This is a genomic window from Dactylosporangium sp. NPDC000521 (assembly GCF_042898305.1).
Taxonomy (GTDB): domain Bacteria; phylum Actinomycetota; class Actinomycetes; order Mycobacteriales; family Micromonosporaceae; genus Dactylosporangium.
Window position 1 is genome coordinate 111,455 of the sequence record NZ_JBIAYW010000002.1, and the last position, 15,941, is coordinate 127,395.

Sequence of the window (15,941 nt, forward strand, 5' to 3'; positions counted from 1 at the left end):
AAGGTTCCGACACCTTTCTGTCCACGGAACCACGCCGTCCCCGAAGCTGTCCAAGGGGCATGCGGACGGGCATGCGAGGGGAAGTGCGCACGATGCAGGCATCGCACACGCGCGAGGTGGCACTGGTGGTCGGGGTGGCGACCGCGGGGGTGCTGACCGCCGCCCTGATCGTCCTCGGCCCGGTCGCCGCCGCCGACACGCCCAGATATCCGCAGGTCACCGATGTGCGCACGCCGGCGCATCCGCAGCCATAGCCCCTTTTGGCAGACTGGCGCCGGGCTGCGACACTTGCTGGTGAGATGACCGAGCAGCATTCACCGTGGGCTCAGCCGGACACGCAGGTCGTGCTGGCGCCCGTCGGGCCGGCGCCGACGATCCAGCGCACGGCCGAGCCGCCGCGCGCGGCGCCGGGCTACCAGTCCGGCCGGGTCTCGGGCCTCGGCGCGCCCCCGATCGTCCCACCTCCGACGTGGGGCACCGGTGGTGGCGGCGACGACGATGACGACCCGGTAAAGCGCAACAAGCGCATCCTGAAGCTGCTCACCGGCGGCGCGATCGCGGTCGTCGCGATCGGCCTGGTCGTCATCCTGGTCTCGCTGATGACCGGCAACGCGACGACCCCCGGCGGCCTCTTCGACCGCCGCGCCGAGGGCCCCAGCGACACCCGCCCAGAGCTGGCCCGCCGCTGCCCGCCGCCGACCATCCCACCCGAGCTTCCACCCGGCGGCGACCCGGCGCCCGCCGGCCCGCGGACCGTCGACGAGGAGTCGGGGATCTCCTACAAGCAGTACGGCGCCCCGTGGGGGCCGTGGGACAACGTCTGGGCCGACCAGGGCGAGCTGAAGGTCACCTACCGGACCGGCCAGCACTTCGTCACCGAGCCCGACTACAACGCCGGCAGCGACTACCACGCCACGATCCTCTCCGGCCACGTGCCGGCCGCCGTCAACGACGGCATGGTCCTGGACCTCAGGTGCGTCGGCGACCAGATCGCCGCCGATGTGCGGATCAGCTTCTACCCCAAGGGCAACCAGCTGGAGCAGATCTCCGCGAAGGACCTCACCCTCGGCGGGCGCCCCGGCCGGCTGATCAAGTTCCGCCTGCACTTCTCCCAGCCGGGCCTGCGCGCGAAGAGTGAGCTGGTGTCGATCGCCCTCGTCGACCTGGGCAAACCCGAGGCCGCCATCCTGTACGTCTCGATCCCCGACACCCACCGCCAGTTCGACTACATCGCCGACGAGGCCCCGGAGTCGGTCCGGCCCATCTAGCGACGGACGGTCGACTGGCGTCAGTTGCGCCGATCCGTCACGCTGCGGGTCTCGCTGAAGCCGGCCTAGTGACAGACTTGCGCCGATCCGTCACGCTGGCGCCGTGAAAAAGGCCGCAGTGGTTGCAGGGGTCGTGCTCGCGCTCGTTCCGGTGAGCCCGGCGCGCGCCGACGGCATTCGTGACGATCAGTGGCACCTGCAGTGGCTGCGGGTGAGCGAAGCCAACGAGAAGACCCGCGGCGAAGGTGTCACGGTCGCGATCGTGGACAACGGCGTCGACCGCAACCACCCCGACCTGACCGCCAGCGTGCTGCCGGCGATCTACACCAGCGGCTCGCTCACCGCCCCCGGCGACCCCGACGGGCACGGCACGGCGCTCGCCGGGCTGATCGCGGGGCAGGGGCACGGCGCCAACCGGCAGAACGGGGTGCTCGGCATCGCGCCCGGCGCCGACGTCCTGCCGGTGGTCCTCGGCAGCCCGGCCACTCCCGACCCGACCGGCGCCCGCACCGTCACCCCGGACCAGCTGGCCGAGGGGATCGAGCTGGCCACCGTACGCGGCGCGAAGGTCATCGTCGTCGGCTACTCCGTCGGCGGGAGCGAGCGCCTGCAGCAGGCGGTCCGCGAGGCGCAGGCCGCCGACGCGATCGTCGTCGCCGCCGACGGCAACCGGGCCGGCGAGGCGTTCGAGCCCTACCCGGCCGCGTACGACGGGGTCCTCGCCGCGGTGCCGTTGTCGCGCGCCGGCGAGGTGCTCGTCGCGTCGGACAGCGGCCGGCGGCTCGGGTTCGGCGTGCCCGGCGAGGAGATCATGACCACGAACACCGGCGGCGGCTACCGCGTCGACGCCGGCGGTGTGGCGGCCGGCGAGCTGGCCGCGGTGGTGGCGCTGGTGCGGGCGGCGTACCCCAAGCTGCCCGCCGACGAGATCGTCCACCGCCTGAAGGTCACCGCCGTCGACGCCGGCGACAAGGGGGCCGACCCGCGGTTCGGCGTCGGCCGGGTCGACCTGGTGCCCGCGCTGACCAGGACGATCCCGCTCGCCCACCCGCCGGCGCCGTCGATCGCGCCGTCGCCGTCGGTCACCGCGTCGGCGCCCGCCCCGGGGCAGCCAGTCGCGGGGCCGCTGCCGGCCCGGTCGCGGGGGCCGCTGGGGTGGCTGCTCGGCCTGCCGCTGGTCGCCTTCGTCGGGGTGCTGCTCTGGTACGCGCTGCGGGCCGAGCTGCGCCTCCGGCGAACCGCCGTCGCCGACGACGAGACGACCGGGTGAACGCGGCGGAACGGGACGAGTCGGCGGGCGAGGACGGCGAACCGTGCGGGAGGGGATAGATTCGACGGGTGCCTCGTCGTAGTCCCGCTGTGCGGATTCCCGCGTCCAAGTATCCGGTCGAGCGCCTCACCCTCCCCAACGGTCTGCGGGTGGTGCTCACGCCCGACCGGGCCGCGCCCGTCGTCGGCGTAGCGGTCGTCTACGACGTCGGCATCCGGTCGGAGCCGCAGGGCCGCACCGGCTTCGCACACCTGTTCGAGCACCTGATGTTCCAGGGCTCGGAGAGCCTGGAGAAGCTGGCCCACTTCCGCTACGTGCAGGGCTCCGGCGGCACCTTCAACGGGTCGACCCACTTCGACTACACCGACTACTTCGAGACGCTGCCGTCCAACGCGTTGGAGCGGGCGCTGTTCCTCGAGGCGGACCGGATGCGCTCGCCCCGCCTGACCGAGGAGAACCTGCGCAACCAGGTCGACGTGGTCAAGGAGGAGATCCGGGTCAACGTGCTCAACCGGCCGTATGGGGGCTTCCCGTGGCTGCGGCTGCCCCCGGTCATGTTCGACACGTTCGCCAACGCGCACGACGGCTACGGCTCGTTCGACGACCTGGAGTCCGCGACCGTCGCCGACGCCGCCGACTTCTTCGACCGCTACTACGCGTGCGGCAACGCGGTGCTCGCGGTGTCCGGCGACTTCGACGTGGCGGCCGCGACGGCGCTGATCGAGCGGCACTTCAGCGACGTTCCGGCGCGCCCGGCCCCGGCCCGCCCCGACTTCGCCGAGCCCGACCTGACGAGCGAGCGCCGCGACTCGTACGAGGACCGCCTGGCCCCGCTGCCGGCGGTCGCGGCGGCGTGGCGGGTGCCGGACCCGATCAACGACCTCGAGGGTTTCCTGCCGTACGTGGTGCTCGCCGAGGTGCTCACCGACGGCGACGCGTCCCGGCTGGTGGAGCGCCTCGTCCTGCGCGACCGGTCGGTGACCAGCGTCGGCGGGTATGTCGGCTTCATGGGCGAGCCGTTCGCGGTGCGCGACCCCACCGCGCTGGTCCTGCAGGCGCACCTTCCCCCGGGCGGCGACGTCGACAAGGTGCTGCGCACGGTCGAGGAGGAGTGCCAGCGCATCGCCACCGACGGCCTCGCGCCCGACGAGCTCAGCCGCACCCAGGCCCGCATGGCCACGCACCTGCTGCGCGACACCGACGCGGTGCTCGGCCGGGCGCTGCAGATGGCGGTGCTGGAGCAGCAGCGCGGCGAGCCCGAGCTGCTCAACCAGCTCCACACGCTGATCGGTGGGGTCACCGAGGAGCAGATCATCGCCGCGGCGGCCGAGCTGGTCCCGTCGCGTCGCGCCGCGGTCGAGGTCATTGCCGGAGGAGCCAAGTGACTGCCGAAACCCTGCTCCGCACCGTGCCGGTGCTCGGGCCGAACCGCCCGCTGAAGCTGCCGAAGACCGTCGAGCGGACCCTCGACAACGGGCTGACCGTGATCGCGCTGCGCCGCTCGTCGGTGCCGCTGGTCGAGGTGCGGCTGCGGGTGCCGTTCGCGAAGGCGCACCTGGCCCGCGCCGCGCTGCTGACGCAGACGGTGCTGTCGGGCACGACCACGATGTCGACCGTCGACATCGCCGCGGAGCTGCAGAAGGTCGGCGGCGGGCTGTCCGCCGGCGCCGACCCCGACCGGCTGCTGATCTCCGGCAACGCGCTCGTCGGCGGGCTGGACCGGCTGCTGGACCTGCTCGCCGACGTGCTCACCGACGCCAGCTACCCGGCGGAGGAGGTCAGCACCGAGCGGGCCCGCCTGGTCGACCGGATCCGGGTCGCGCAGAGCCAGCCGAGCCACCTCGCGCGGGCCGCGCTGCTGAAGCGGATGTATGGCAAGCACCCGTATGCCGTGCAGACCCCGGCGCCGGAGCACGTCGAGGCGGTCACCCCCGGCACGCTGCGCACGCTGCACGCCGAGCGGCTGCACCCGGCCGGCGCCACCCTCGTCATCGTCGGCGACATCGCGCCCGACAAGGCGATCGCGGCCGCCGAGCGGATGCTGGCGAAGTGGGACGGCGCGGGCACGACCGTGGACCTGCCGCCGACCCCGGAGCTGAAGCCGGGGCCGCTGACGCTCGTCGACCGGCCCGGGTCCGTGCAGTCGTCGCTGCGCCTAGCGCTGCCCGCGGTGTCCCGCCGGCACCCCGACCACGCGGCGCTCCAGCTGGCGAACCTCGTCTTCGGCGGTTACTTCTCCTCCCGCTGGGTGGAGAACATCCGTGAGGACAAGGGCTACACGTACGGGCCGCACTCCCTCGTCGAGCACGCCGTCGCCGGGTCGGCGCTGGTCGTCGCCGCCGAGGTCGCGACCGAGGTGACCGGCCCCGCGCTGCTGGAGACGCTGTACGAGCTGGGCCGGCTGGCCAGCATCCCGCCGAAGGAGGACGAGCTGGAGCAGGCCCGCCAGTACGCGCTCGGCACCCTCCAGCTGGGCATGTCGACGCAGGCGGGGCTGGCCGGGCTGGTCTCCACGTATGCCGGCTTCGGGCTGCGCCTGGACTACCTGGCCGAGCACGCCGCCCGGCTCGCCCGCGTCAGCCGCGACGACGTGGCGGCCGCGGCCGCGCGGTACCTGGCGCCGTCGCGGATCGCGGCGGTCGTCCTCGGCGACGCGGAGAAGATCGAGCAGCCCCTGGCCGCGCTGACGGCGGTCACCCGAGCGGCATCGTGACCGGGCCGGAGCGCAGCGGAGGGCTGGGCACCATGGGCGCAGTCCTCGGGTCAGGCCGGCGCCGGAGCGTAGCGGAGGTGGCGGCATGACCGAGTTAGCCGCTGCCGCCCGGCCCGGCCCCCCGCTCGCCCGGGGACCGCTGGATCGGGCGGCGCACCGCCGTACCGACGCGACATGGCTGGAAGAGGCCTGGTCGCGGGCCCGCGTGGTGGTCGTCGACGACGGGCACATGCTGGTGCGCGGCGACGACCCGCCCGAGCTCGTCCTGATCGACCCAGCCGACGCGCCGCAGGGGGAGCGGTTCTTCCTCGGCGAGGACACCGACGGCACCGTCTACTTCGCCGTCGCCGCGGACGTGACCGTGCTGCCCGGCACCAGGCGGGTGAATCTGCGGCAGGTGGGGCACGCGCTGCCGGACCTGCCGGCCGGGCTGTTCATCACCGCCGTCGGGCTGGCCAACTGGCACTCGCGCCACCCGTACAGCCCCCTCAGCGGCAAACTGACGGTCCCGGCGCAGGCGGGGTGGGTCCGCACCACCGAGGACGGCGCGGAGACGCTGTGGCCGCGCACCGACCCGGCCGTGATCATGCTGGTGCACGACGGGGTCGAGGGGCCGGACGGGCGGTGCCTGCTCGGCTGCAACGCGCAGTGGCCGGCGGCCGGCGGGATCCGGCGCTACTCGACGCTCGCCGGGTTCGTCGAGCCGGGCGAGTCCGCGGAGATGGCGGTCGCGCGGGAGGTGCTCGAGGAGGTCGGCGTCAGGGTCGGCGGCGTCACCTACGTGGCGAGCCAGCCGTGGCCGTTCCCGGGCTCGCTGATGCTCGGGTTCCACGCCACCGCGCCGGTCGGGGCGACGGTCGTCGTCGACGAGGAGGAGATCCTCGAGGGGCGATGGTTCTCCCGTGTCGAGATCGCCGCGGTACTGGATGGCAGCTCGCGAGCCTTCGGCCTGCCCTTCCCCGCGTCGATCGCGCACTACCTGATCACGGAGTGGCTCGGCCCCGACCTCGGTTGACGGCCTCCCGGTGCCACTGCTCGCACCAGCGGTCGAGGACCCCGGCGGCGTGGGCCGGGGTCACCTCGCGGATGTCGTGGTCGATCCTGTGCGCGGCGAACGCCTGCGTCGGGTGCCAGCCGAGATCGCGCCACACCGCCTCCTCCGCCACCCGCCCGGCGGGGTCGACGACCCGGCGCAGCAGCGACAGCGGCGCCTCCGGGTCCGTCTCGCCGTCGAGCCGGACGAAGTACGTGACGAGCAGCCGCGGGGCGGGCGGCGGCCCGGCCCGCCAGGCGCGCAGCGCGTCGTCGGTCAGCCGCGCGCCGGGCTCCGGGTCGGGCGCGCGGAAGTCCTGCCGCTCCATGTGCCGCAGCAGGTCGGGCTCGGGGGCGAGCCCGTCGTCGAGGATCTCGGCGACGAACCGCTCCGGCCACACCCACACCCCGTCGGTGCGCAGCACGCCGTGCCCGTGCCCGATCGCGGCGCCGCCGGACAGGTAACCGGCGATGCGCCGCCGGCGCCCCGGGTCGGCCACCCGAGGCCGCTCCGGGGCGGCTCGGGTGGGTCTGCCCGGTTCCGGGGTGCCGACGGCGTAGTCGCGAGCTACCCGCATGCCGGCCACCGTAGTGAGCCGGCCGCGCGGTGTGAAGGGATCGGCGCGCTTCGGGCGGTCAGCCGCTGACCGCGTTGGCCAGCTGCGCCTTCACCTGGACGATGGTCGGGTTCGTCAGTGCCGTGCCGTCGTCGAACTTCAGGGTCGGGACGGTCTGGTTGCCGCCGTTGACGCTCTCGACGAACTTCGCCGCCTCCGGGTCCCGTTCGATGTCGACGACCTGGTACTGGATGCCCTCGCGATCCATCTGCGACTTCAAGCGGTGGCAGTAGCCACACCACGTGGTCGAGTACATGGTCAGCATCCGGTGGTCTCCTCGTTGGGATCGCTGTCGGTTCCGGTAGGTACTTCGGCGGAAACGTCATACCCGGCTGGAATGATGCCTACCTGTGGCGGACTCCTCAAACCCACTCGCAGGTCTTGACCCGGAGCAGGCTGCCGTGGTCACTGCGCCGGCCGGCCCCCTGTGCGTCCTCGCGGGCGCCGGCACGGGCAAGACCAGGGCGATCACCCACCGCATCGCCCACCGGGTCCGCTCCGGGCACGTCCGCGCCCAGCACGTCCTCGCCGTCACGTTCACCGCCCGGGCCGCCGCCGAGATGCGCGCCCGCCTCGGCCAGCTCGGCGCCGGCGGCGTCCAGGCCCGCACGTTCCACGCCGCCGCGCTGCGCCAGGTCCGTTACTTCGCCCCGCGGCTCTTCTCCGGCCGCGAGATGCCCGAGCTGCTGGACAGCAAGGCCCGCCTGGTCGGCCTCGCCGCCACCCGCGCCGGCGTCAAGATCGACGGCACCGGCGCCCGCGACCTCGCCAGCGAGATCGAATGGGCCAAGTCGTCGCTGATCGAGCCCGCCGACTATGCGGTCGCCGCGGGCAAGGCGCTGCGCGAGCCGCCGTTCGACGCGGCCAAGGTGGGCGAGGTCTATGCCGCCTACGAGCGGGTCAAGCGCGCCCACGGCGTGATCGACTTCGAGGACATGATCCGGGCCGCGATCTGGGCCATGGAGGAGCACGAGGACGTCGCGGAGCAGATCCGCTCGCAGTATCGGCACTTCGTCGTCGACGAATACCAGGACGTCAACCCGATGCAGCAGCGGCTGCTGGAGTCGTGGCTCGGCGACCGCGACGACCTCACCGTCGTCGGCGACGCCAGCCAGACGATCTACTCGTTCACCGGCGCCAGCGCGACCTATCTCGTCGACTTCAAGCGCCGCCACCCCGGCGCCACCGTCATCCGGCTCGTCCGTGACTACCGGTCCACCCCTCAGGTCGTCGCCCTGGCCAACTCGGTCATCGGCCAGGCCCGCGGCGAGCTGGCCCGGCTGCGCCTGGAGCTGATCGGGCAGCGCCCGCCGGGCGCCGAGCCGGTCCTGCGCTCGTTCACCGACGAGCCGCAGGAGGCCGCCGCCGTCGCCGCCCGCTGCGGCGAGATCATCGCCTCCGGCACGCCGGCAGAGGAGATCGCCGTGCTGTTCCGGGTCAACGCGCAGTCCGAGGTCTACCAGGAGGCCCTCGCCGAGGCCGGGGTGCCCTACGTGGTGCACGGCGCCGAGCGGTTCTTCGAGCGCGTCGAGGTCCGCCAGGCGATGATCGCGCTGCGCGCCGCGACCAGGTCGCTCGACCCCGGCGCACCCCTGACCGAGTCGGTCACCAAGGCCCTGGAGGGCGTCGGCTGGCGCGCCGACCAGATCCCCGCCGGCGGTGCCTCCCGCGAGCGGTGGGAGGCGGTGTCGGCGCTCGTCACGCTCGCCGAGAGCATGCCGACGCTCGGACTCGAAGCGTTCAACGAAGAGCTCGCCCGCCGCGCGGCCCTGCAGCACGTGCCGACGGTCGCCGGGGTCACGCTGTCGTCGCTGCACTCGGCGAAGGGCCTGGAGTGGGATGCCGTGTTCCTCGTCGGCCTCGCCGAGGGCACGATGCCCGTCATCCACGCCCGCACCCCCGACGCGGTCGAGGAGGAGCGCCGGCTGCTCTATGTCGGCGTCACCCGCGCGCGCCACACCCTCTGGCTGTCCTACGCCGGCGCCCGCACGCCCGGCGGCCGGCCCCGGCGCGCCACCCGATTCCTGCCGGCACTGGAGCCGGGGCGCTCGTCCGGCTCCGGTTCCGGTTCTGGTTCGTTCGCGAGGAGCGCGCCGGGGATCGGCAAGAGCGAGGTGACCGCCCGGGTGAAGCGCGCCGTCGCCGTCTCGTGCCGGGTCTGCGGCGCCGGGCTGCTCAGCGGGCCGGAGCGCAAGCTGGGCCGCTGCACCGGCTGCCCGTCCGACCGCGACGAGGAGCTGCTGGCCAGGCTGCTCGACTGGCGGGCCCGGCTCGCCGCCGTGCACAAGGTCCCGCCCTTCGTTGTATTCACAGATGTCACTCTCGCGGCGATCGCCGAGCGCCGCCCCGGCCGCCGCGAGGAGCTCGCCGTCATCGCCGGCATCGGCCCCCGGAAGCTCGGCCTCTACGGCGACGACGTGCTCGCGCTGGTGTCCGGCCGCACCGTCGAGGACCTCGCCGGGAGCGACTGATGTCGATGGGCTGAAAAGTGACAAGAAGTTTTCCCGGAAATTCGATTGCCCTACCCTGAAGACGCGACATAGCCTGCGAACACGAACGCCGGAGCCCCGGCGGCCGACCCATGACGAGTGTGGAGAGAAGGTGCGACCCGTGAAGCTCTATATCTCAGCCGAGCAGCAGCCGGCGTTGCATGCCCTCTGCGCCCCGTCCCCGGCGTCGGCCTCCGCCCTGTGGCAGGAGTCTGCCGTCAGAGGCGCCTTCGCTTCGGCCTTCCCGGTCCCGACCGTTGCCTCCGCTCCGGCCGCTGCCCCGATCGCTTCCTTCGCGGTCACGGGTGGCGTCGCGGCCCTGGGCGGCGTCTCGGTCCCGGGCGGCGTCGAAATCCAGGGCACCGCGGTTTCCGCGATCGATCTGGGCGGCTTCGAAGCCCAGGGCGTCTCGGTTCTGGGCCGCGAGGCCGGCCGAGGCATCAGCAGCACCACCGGCACCAGCAGCACCACCAGCACCATCGAGCGCGACCGCACCGTTGAGCAGATGCCCGCCGTTGGCGTCCAGCTGCTCGACCGGCGGGGAGTCCAGGTTCAGGGGACCAGTGGGCTCACCGCGAACGACAAGCACGACCTGACGGCTCCGAAGCCCAACGGCGGAGTCCGCGGCACACCACCTCGAGGCAGGCCGGTCTAACCAGACCGACTTACCGGCTCACCTCGAGGCCGCGGAACCCGACACCGGGATCCGCGGCCTCAGTCATTTGCACCGACGATCACCACCAAACGATCGAGAAACAGAAAGGGGTGACCGGGATGAGCCTGGCCTTGGCATCGCGCGATGTGCGCGTCGAGAGCACCGACGAGCGTCTCCTTGTCGCTGCTCGGGGCGTGAAGTCCGACCTGCCGTGCCGCACCTTCGACCCGGACCTGTGGTTCGCCGACTCGCCGGCGGAGCTCGAGCTGGCCAAGTCGCTCTGCGTGGAGTGCCCTCTGCGCGTCGAGTGCCTGGCCGGTGCCATCGAGCGCGCCGAGCCCTGGGGTGTCTGGGGTGGCGAGATCTTCGAGCGCGGTGCGGTCGTCCCGCGGAAGCGTCCGCGTGGCCGTCCGCGCAAGGAGGACGTCGCTCGCGACGCCGTCCTGCGGGTCGAGGTCGCAGCTCGCACCGCGGCCGTGGCCGCGAGCGTGGCGGCCTGACATGAGCGCACATCCGTTGCCAGCCAGCCGAGGCCTGCGCGCCGCGCAGCCGACCCGGCTTCAACTCACCGACCTTCGCACCATCTCCCTGAGGAGCATGACCGTGTCCTTGCAACTACTCCACGAAGCGCTGTCCCGAGCCCGAATGCGTCAGCCTCAGGCTGTCCGTCACTCTGAGGCTTCTTCGTCCGCCCGTCAGATCGCGATGCGCGCCCGCCGTGAGCAGGAGCGTCAGCTGAGCCGACACTGACCGCAACGCACAGCGCGGGCCTCCCGGTGCCACCGGGAGGCCCGCCCGTCTTTGTCTCCGCGCCTCGTGTCTCCGCTTGTCTCCGCGCTGGGGGCGGCTTCCAGATCGACACGGTGATCGAAGGCGATTTCTGGTCGTTCCCACAGCCAGTTCTGTCCGTGGATCACCGCGCCCGCGTCCGGTGCCGGGTGGCTACTCCGACTTACGGCGGCGGGGCTTCTTCGTCGGCTCGGCGAAGCCAGGTAGCCAGCGCTCGATGATCTCGCGGTATGGGGCCTCGGCCTCCAGCTGGCACAGCACGCCGATCGAGCCGAGCGTCACCCGGTGCGCGAGCATGTACGACGGCGGGAGGTTGAGCTGGCGGCTCATCGCGTACGCGGGGCTCTTCGGGTTGGCGAGCCGGCCCGCCTCGGCGCGCAGCCACGCCCGGCTGAAGCGGAACCTCGGCTCCGCGATCGGGTCCAGCATCGGCCTGATGTAGCTCAGCACCGCCGCCGCGTCGATGTTCGCGTCGCGCTTCACGAAGCCTTCATCCTGCAGGCCGGTCAGGACCGCCTCGGCATCGCCGGCGAGGGCGAGGCGGGTCAGGCGGCCGATCACCTCCGGGTGCCCGCCGGGCATGCGGGCCACCGCGCCGAAGTCGAGGACGCCGAGACGGCCGTCGGGCAGCATGCGGAAGTTGCCGGGGTGCGGGTCGGCGTGCAGCAGCTCAGCCCTGGCAGGGGCGGAGAAGTGCAGCAGCACCATCCGGGTGCCCGCCGCGTCGCGCTCCTCGACGGTGCCGGACGCGATGATCGTCGACAGCGAGACGCCCTCGATCCACTCGGTGACGAGCACCCGGGGGGACGACGCGAGGACCTGCGGCACGCAGATGTCCGGGTCGCCGTCGTACGCCGCCGCGAACGCGCGCTGCGACGCCGCCTCCAGCTCGTAGTCCAGCTCCTCGGTGACCCGGTCGCGGATCTCCTGCACGAGCGGCTTCACGTCGAGCCCCGGCTGGATCGCCTTGAACAGCCCGGCGAACCTGGCCAACTGGTTCAGGTCCGACCGCAGCGCCTCGCCGGCGCCCGGGTACTGCACCTTCACGGCCACTTCGCGGCCGTCGGCCCACACGGCCTTGTGAACCTGCCCGATGCTGGCTGCGGCGGCCGGCTTGTCGTCGAACTCCTTGAACAGCTGCCGCCAGTCCTCACCCAGCGACTCGCGCAGCACGGCGTGGACGCTGGCGGCCGGCAGCGGCGGGGCGGCCTCCTGCAGCTTGGTCAGCGCCGCCCGGTACGGCCCGGCAAGCTCCTCCGGCAGCGCCGCCTCGAAGACGGACAGCGCCTGCCCCATCTTCATCGCACCGCCCTTGAGCTGCCCGAGCACGCTGAACAAGTGCTCGGCGGTGCGCCGCTGGACATCGGCGGACACCACATCGGCGGCCATACCGGTCACTCGCTTGCCCAGGCCGAGTGCGGCCCGCCCGGCCAGCCCGAGAGGAAGCGACGCCAGTCGTGCGGTGCGGGCGACTGCGCCCCTAGGGATCTCGGTCACACGTCATTCTTACCCGTTCTGCGCTGCACGACGACGGCGACGGCAGTCACAGCGCGGATGCGCCACCCATTCCCGGCGTCTCAGCTCACCGGCACGGGGGATCTCGACGATCGCCGCCTCGGTCCGCGACGCCGCCCCGTCGAGGAACGCGAGCACCTCGTCGGCGGCGAACGCCACCCCCGCGAGCGCCGTCGCCGACGCGCACGGCTCCCCGTCGCCGGGCGGGGCGGTGGCGAGCTGCGCGGCGAGGACCGGCCAGATCGGGTCGCGGTCCCGCCGGTGCAGGTCCAGGCAGGCGCGGCAGGGGGAGGCGGCTGGTCGTACCAGCGGACCGACGAGCACGGTCCCGAGCCGGACGGTCAGCTCCAGCCGGGCGAGGCTCGCCAGCCGCAGCCCCCGGCCGGCGAGCGCGGGTGGGTGGCGGTCGCCGACCCGCACCACGAGGTCGACGTGGTCGGTCCGGGCCGCGGACAGGTCGACCCCCGGCGCGTACCTGGCGACGGCGCTGCCGGTCGCGACCGCCCGTGAAACTCCCACCTCGTCGGCGAGCAGACCGCCGACCAGGACGTCCCCGATGCCGGTGACCCCGTCGACGACCGGGTCGACGTGCCCGACCCCGCTGGCGGCGAGCAGCGCCGCGAGCGGTGCCAGCAGCGGGCCGTCCCCCGCGATGACGACACGGGAGGCGTACCGGCGGCGAAGCACCTCCGCGGGTGCGTTCCGCGGCAGCTCGGTCCGCGCAGGCTTCCTCCGCGCGCCCGCTTTGTGCCGCGGTGTCCCGGTCGCGTCGCTGAGGGCTGTCGTATTGCTGTGGACTGCCGCGTCGCTGCGGGCTGTCGTATTGCTGAGGGCTGCCGCGTCGCTGTGGGCTGCCGTGTTGCTGTGGGCTGTCGCGTTGCTGGGAGCTGCCGTGTTGCTGTGGGCGGTGTCGCGGTGGGCTGTGTGGGGCGGTGGGGCTTGTTGGCGCAGGCGCAGGGCGATCGCGGCGGCCTCGACGCTCAACCGGCGGTGCATCGGTGCCGGCAGGCCGGCCGGGACGAGCGCGTGCGCGGCGACGACCAGCCCCTCGTCGCGCAGCGCCTGCACCAGGCTGAGCACCTCCGCCGAGGTCAGGCCGAGCGCCTCCCCGGCCGCGACGACCGCGGCCTCGGTGTGCGCGCCGTCGAGCAGGTCCAGCACCCGGGCCAGCTCCGGCCGGCACAGGTGCAGCACGACGGCGCCGGCAGGGTCGGTGCCGAGTTGGACGGTCTGCCTGTCACGCCACAGGCGGCGGAGGTTCGGCAGGAGTGTCGGTCGCATGACCGGAGACTGCCACCGGCGCAGACTCCGGCCGGGGTGGTTGTCCACAGGGATATCCACCGCCGGCCGGACTTGTCCACAGCCAGCCGCCGAGTTGTCCACAGGGAAAGGCGCAAACGCTGTAAAGCGCGCGGGCCAACCTTGCTGCACTAGCGCGACGATCTCGGGGCTCACGCGCCGGGCGGGGGCGGCGAGGAGCCGATGTGTACGGCCCGCCGACGGCGGCCGTGCCTGTTTGCGTCTCAGGCCTTGCCGAGAATCCGGTTGACCGTGGTGCCGCAGACCGGGCAGGCACCCTTGGCCATCTTCATGCCCGTCTTCGAGATCGCGATCTCGCCCTCGAAGTCCCGCTTCTCCTTGCACTTGACGCAGTAGCCGTTGTACGTCTCGGCCACGATGCCCTCCTCATCTCGGTCCGGTGCCACGCACCGGTGTTGACCAGCTAGGTCGACGTGGTGAGTGTGCCTTGTCGGACACTCGGGGAAAGTGCGGTAAGACGGGACACGCCGAGCGTAATCGGAAGATCTTCCTCTAACCGCACGCTACACACTATGCACAGGCTGGGGATAACTGTGTGGGCAACGTGTGGGTTGCTGTGGATGAAATGCCGCCAAGTGGCCTCAGCAGGCCGACGACCGGTGGAATCTTTCCGGCGAGCCGCCACGAATGGGTGACATACGGGCGCCCTCCGCGAGATTGGCCCTTGCGGAGGGATGGCCGTTTCCGGCTAGCGTTCCTCCGTGAGCGGTACCCTGAGGGGGCCGGCATGACACGTAAGCCGGTCATCGAAGTGCGGCGCAGCAAGCGCCGCCGACGTACGGTGTCTGCCTACCGTGATGGTGAGCGGGTCGTCGTGCTGATCCCCGCGCAGTTCTCCCGGGCGGAGGAGCGCGAGTGGGTCGATCGCATGCTGGAGCGCCTGGCCGTCCGCGAGCAGCGTGCCCGGCGCACCGACAGCGAGCTGACGGCACGCGCGCAGCGACTCGCCGCCCGCTACCTGCCCGACCACCCCAACGCCGCCCGCCCGACCAGCGTTCGCTGGGTGCAGAACCAGAACGGGCGCTGGGGCTCGTGCACGCCGGCAGACGGTACCATCCGCATCTCGCACCGGGTGCAGGAGATGCCGGACTGGGTGATCGACTACGTGCTGCTGCACGAGCTGTCACACTTGGTCATCGCCAACCACAGCGCCGCCTTCTGGGCACTGGTCGGCCGCTACCCGAAGTCGGAGCGGGCGCGGGGGTATCTTGAGGGGGTGTCAGCGGCAGCGGGTCTCGGGATCACTGAATGACCGACCCCGCCTTCCCTGACGACCCGGCTTTTCCTGACGACCCGGCTTTTCCTGGCGAGCTGGCTCTTGCTGGCGAGCCGGCTTTGAGTGGCGCCCCGGCTGCCTCAACGGTGCAGGGCGTCTCGGCCGCCGTCATCGTGCTCCTCATACCCACCCCGTGGTCGCCGCCCGGCATCGACCCGGCCTCATGGCGCGCCGCCCTGGCCGAGGACGTCGTCGACCTGATCGCCCCGCTGCCACTCGTCCAGCCGGCGATCGCCGCCCTCCCCGCCGACCTGCCCCTGGCCTCGAAGATCGCGTGGCCGGGCATGCCGCAGTACGAGCTGCCGACCCTCTCGATCCGCGCGGCCCTCGCCGCCGCCGCCGCCGACGGCCATGAACGCGCCGTCGTCCTCATGGCCGACGCCCCCGACCTGCCGGCCATGCTGATCGGCAAGATGATCCGCCCGCTGTCGACCCGGACGGTCGCGGTCGCCCCCGCCGCGGGCGGCGGCCTCCTGGGCCTGGCGTGCCGCCTGCCGGTCCCCTCCTGGCTGCCCGACCTGGACCCCGAGACCGCCGCCGTCGCGACCGCCCGCCGCCCCGCCCCCGAACCGACGATGGTCGCCGCCGCCCCCGGCTGGCACCGCCTCCGCACCCCCGACGACCTCCGCCACCTGGACATGGCCCTCGACGGCTGGGACGCCACCCGATCCCTGCTCTCCTGAATCGCCGCTTTCCGTGAGGGGAGGGCTGCGGAGAGCGAGATCGACAAGGTCAATTAGGTGGCCTGAGGTACGGTGTGATTGACCGGTCAGCGCCGTTCGAACCTGGTGGCGTAACGCTCCCAGCGAGGGGCGTGGACCGCCTCAGCACCTGTTTCGCTCCCCCTGAGAACGTCGCCTGGGAACGCCGCCGCCCTCCAGCCAACCGCTCGAGTCGTCGGCCCCTTCAGGTCTTCGCTCCCCAGGTCTTCGCTCCGGTCGCTCGGGCCCCTCGGGTCTTCGCTCCGGTCGCTCGAGTTGCGCCGGCCACCCCTTCC

At 72.7% G+C, this 15,941-nt stretch carries 16 protein-coding genes; 11 read left to right on the top strand and 5 right to left on the bottom strand.

Going from position 1 to position 15,941, the window contains the following annotated elements; genetic code table 11:
• Nucleotides 1-92: 92 nt before the first annotated feature.
• The 6 genes from ACFY3L_RS06335 (at nucleotide 93) to nudC (ending at nucleotide 6,266) form a co-directional block, all read left to right on the top strand.
• Nucleotides 93-254 carry a hypothetical protein gene (locus ACFY3L_RS06335; protein ID WP_389319337.1) on the top strand — a complete coding sequence of 54 codons (162 nt, stop codon included), beginning with the start codon at nucleotides 93-95 and terminating at the stop codon, nucleotides 252-254.
• 45 nt (nucleotides 255-299) lie between these two features.
• Entirely contained in the window at nucleotides 300-1,268 is a 969-nt protein-coding gene (locus ACFY3L_RS06340; RefSeq protein ID WP_389319339.1) for a hypothetical protein, read from the top strand.
• Nucleotides 1,269-1,371: 103 nt separating this feature from the next.
• On the top strand, nucleotides 1,372-2,538 hold the full coding sequence (locus tag ACFY3L_RS06345) for a S8 family serine peptidase (protein WP_389319341.1): 1,167 nt from the start codon (nucleotides 1,372-1,374) through the stop codon (nucleotides 2,536-2,538).
• Nucleotides 2,539-2,627: 89 nt separating this feature from the next.
• Entirely contained in the window at nucleotides 2,628-3,923 is a 1,296-nt protein-coding gene (locus ACFY3L_RS06350; protein WP_389319343.1) for a M16 family metallopeptidase, read from the top strand.
• A complete protein-coding gene (locus tag ACFY3L_RS06355; RefSeq protein WP_389319345.1) occupies nucleotides 3,920-5,251 on the top strand; it encodes a M16 family metallopeptidase in 1,332 nt (443 codons plus the stop codon). The genes ACFY3L_RS06350 and ACFY3L_RS06355 overlap by 4 nt, the downstream gene beginning before the upstream one ends.
• Before the next feature lie 85 nt (nucleotides 5,252-5,336).
• On the top strand, nucleotides 5,337-6,266 hold the full coding sequence (nudC, locus tag ACFY3L_RS06360) for an NAD(+) diphosphatase (RefSeq protein WP_389319346.1): 930 nt from the start codon (nucleotides 5,337-5,339) through the stop codon (nucleotides 6,264-6,266).
• Here nudC and ACFY3L_RS06365 read toward each other — a convergent pair.
• Together ACFY3L_RS06365 and ACFY3L_RS06370 are read right to left on the bottom strand one after the other, a co-directional pair.
• Complete coding sequence (locus ACFY3L_RS06365; RefSeq protein ID WP_389319348.1) at nucleotides 6,235-6,861, bottom strand: hypothetical protein; 627 nt, start codon at nucleotides 6,859-6,861, stop codon at nucleotides 6,235-6,237. The two genes, nudC and ACFY3L_RS06365, sit on opposite strands and share 32 nt — an antisense overlap.
• Nucleotides 6,862-6,919: 58 nt before the next feature.
• Nucleotides 6,920-7,165, bottom strand: coding sequence for a mycoredoxin (locus ACFY3L_RS06370; protein WP_389319349.1), 246 nt, complete (start codon nucleotides 7,163-7,165; stop codon nucleotides 6,920-6,922).
• 85 nt (nucleotides 7,166-7,250) lie between these two features.
• Between ACFY3L_RS06370 and ACFY3L_RS06375 the strand changes: the two genes are divergently transcribed.
• From ACFY3L_RS06375 to ACFY3L_RS06385, 3 genes are all read left to right on the top strand, one after another.
• A complete protein-coding gene (locus ACFY3L_RS06375) occupies nucleotides 7,251-9,371 on the top strand; it encodes an ATP-dependent DNA helicase UvrD2 (protein ID WP_389319351.1) in 2,121 nt (706 codons plus the stop codon).
• Nucleotides 9,372-9,510: 139 nt separating this feature from the next.
• Nucleotides 9,511-10,044, top strand: a complete 534-nt coding sequence (locus tag ACFY3L_RS06380) for a hypothetical protein (protein WP_389319353.1) — start codon at nucleotides 9,511-9,513, stop codon at nucleotides 10,042-10,044.
• A gap of 119 nt (nucleotides 10,045-10,163) precedes the next feature.
• Nucleotides 10,164-10,544, top strand: a complete 381-nt coding sequence (locus tag ACFY3L_RS06385; RefSeq protein ID WP_389319355.1) for a WhiB family transcriptional regulator — start codon at nucleotides 10,164-10,166, stop codon at nucleotides 10,542-10,544.
• A 442-nt stretch (nucleotides 10,545-10,986) separates the two neighbouring features.
• Here the strand turns inward: ACFY3L_RS06385 and ACFY3L_RS06390 are convergent, their stop codons facing one another.
• The 3 genes from ACFY3L_RS06390 to ACFY3L_RS06400 form a co-directional block, all read right to left on the bottom strand.
• Nucleotides 10,987-12,330, bottom strand: a complete 1,344-nt coding sequence (locus tag ACFY3L_RS06390) for an ABC1 kinase family protein (protein WP_389319357.1) — start codon at nucleotides 12,328-12,330, stop codon at nucleotides 10,987-10,989.
• 9 nt (nucleotides 12,331-12,339) lie between these two features.
• On the bottom strand, nucleotides 12,340-13,629 hold the full coding sequence (locus ACFY3L_RS06395; RefSeq protein ID WP_389319359.1) for a hypothetical protein: 1,290 nt from the start codon (nucleotides 13,627-13,629) through the stop codon (nucleotides 12,340-12,342).
• A gap of 242 nt (nucleotides 13,630-13,871) precedes the next feature.
• Nucleotides 13,872-14,024, bottom strand: a complete 153-nt coding sequence (locus ACFY3L_RS06400; protein ID WP_190251171.1) for a DUF5679 domain-containing protein — start codon at nucleotides 14,022-14,024, stop codon at nucleotides 13,872-13,874.
• 371 nt (nucleotides 14,025-14,395) lie between these two features.
• On the opposite strand from ACFY3L_RS06400, the gene ACFY3L_RS06405 reads away from it, so the two are divergent.
• Both ACFY3L_RS06405 and ACFY3L_RS06410 read left to right on the top strand, forming a co-directional pair.
• Complete coding sequence (locus ACFY3L_RS06405; protein ID WP_363405158.1) at nucleotides 14,396-14,920, top strand: M48 family metallopeptidase; 525 nt, start codon at nucleotides 14,396-14,398, stop codon at nucleotides 14,918-14,920.
• A gap of 110 nt (nucleotides 14,921-15,030) precedes the next feature.
• On the top strand, nucleotides 15,031-15,627 hold the full coding sequence (locus ACFY3L_RS06410; protein WP_389319361.1) for a hypothetical protein: 597 nt from the start codon (nucleotides 15,031-15,033) through the stop codon (nucleotides 15,625-15,627).
• The last annotated feature ends 314 nt before the right edge of the window (nucleotides 15,628-15,941 follow it).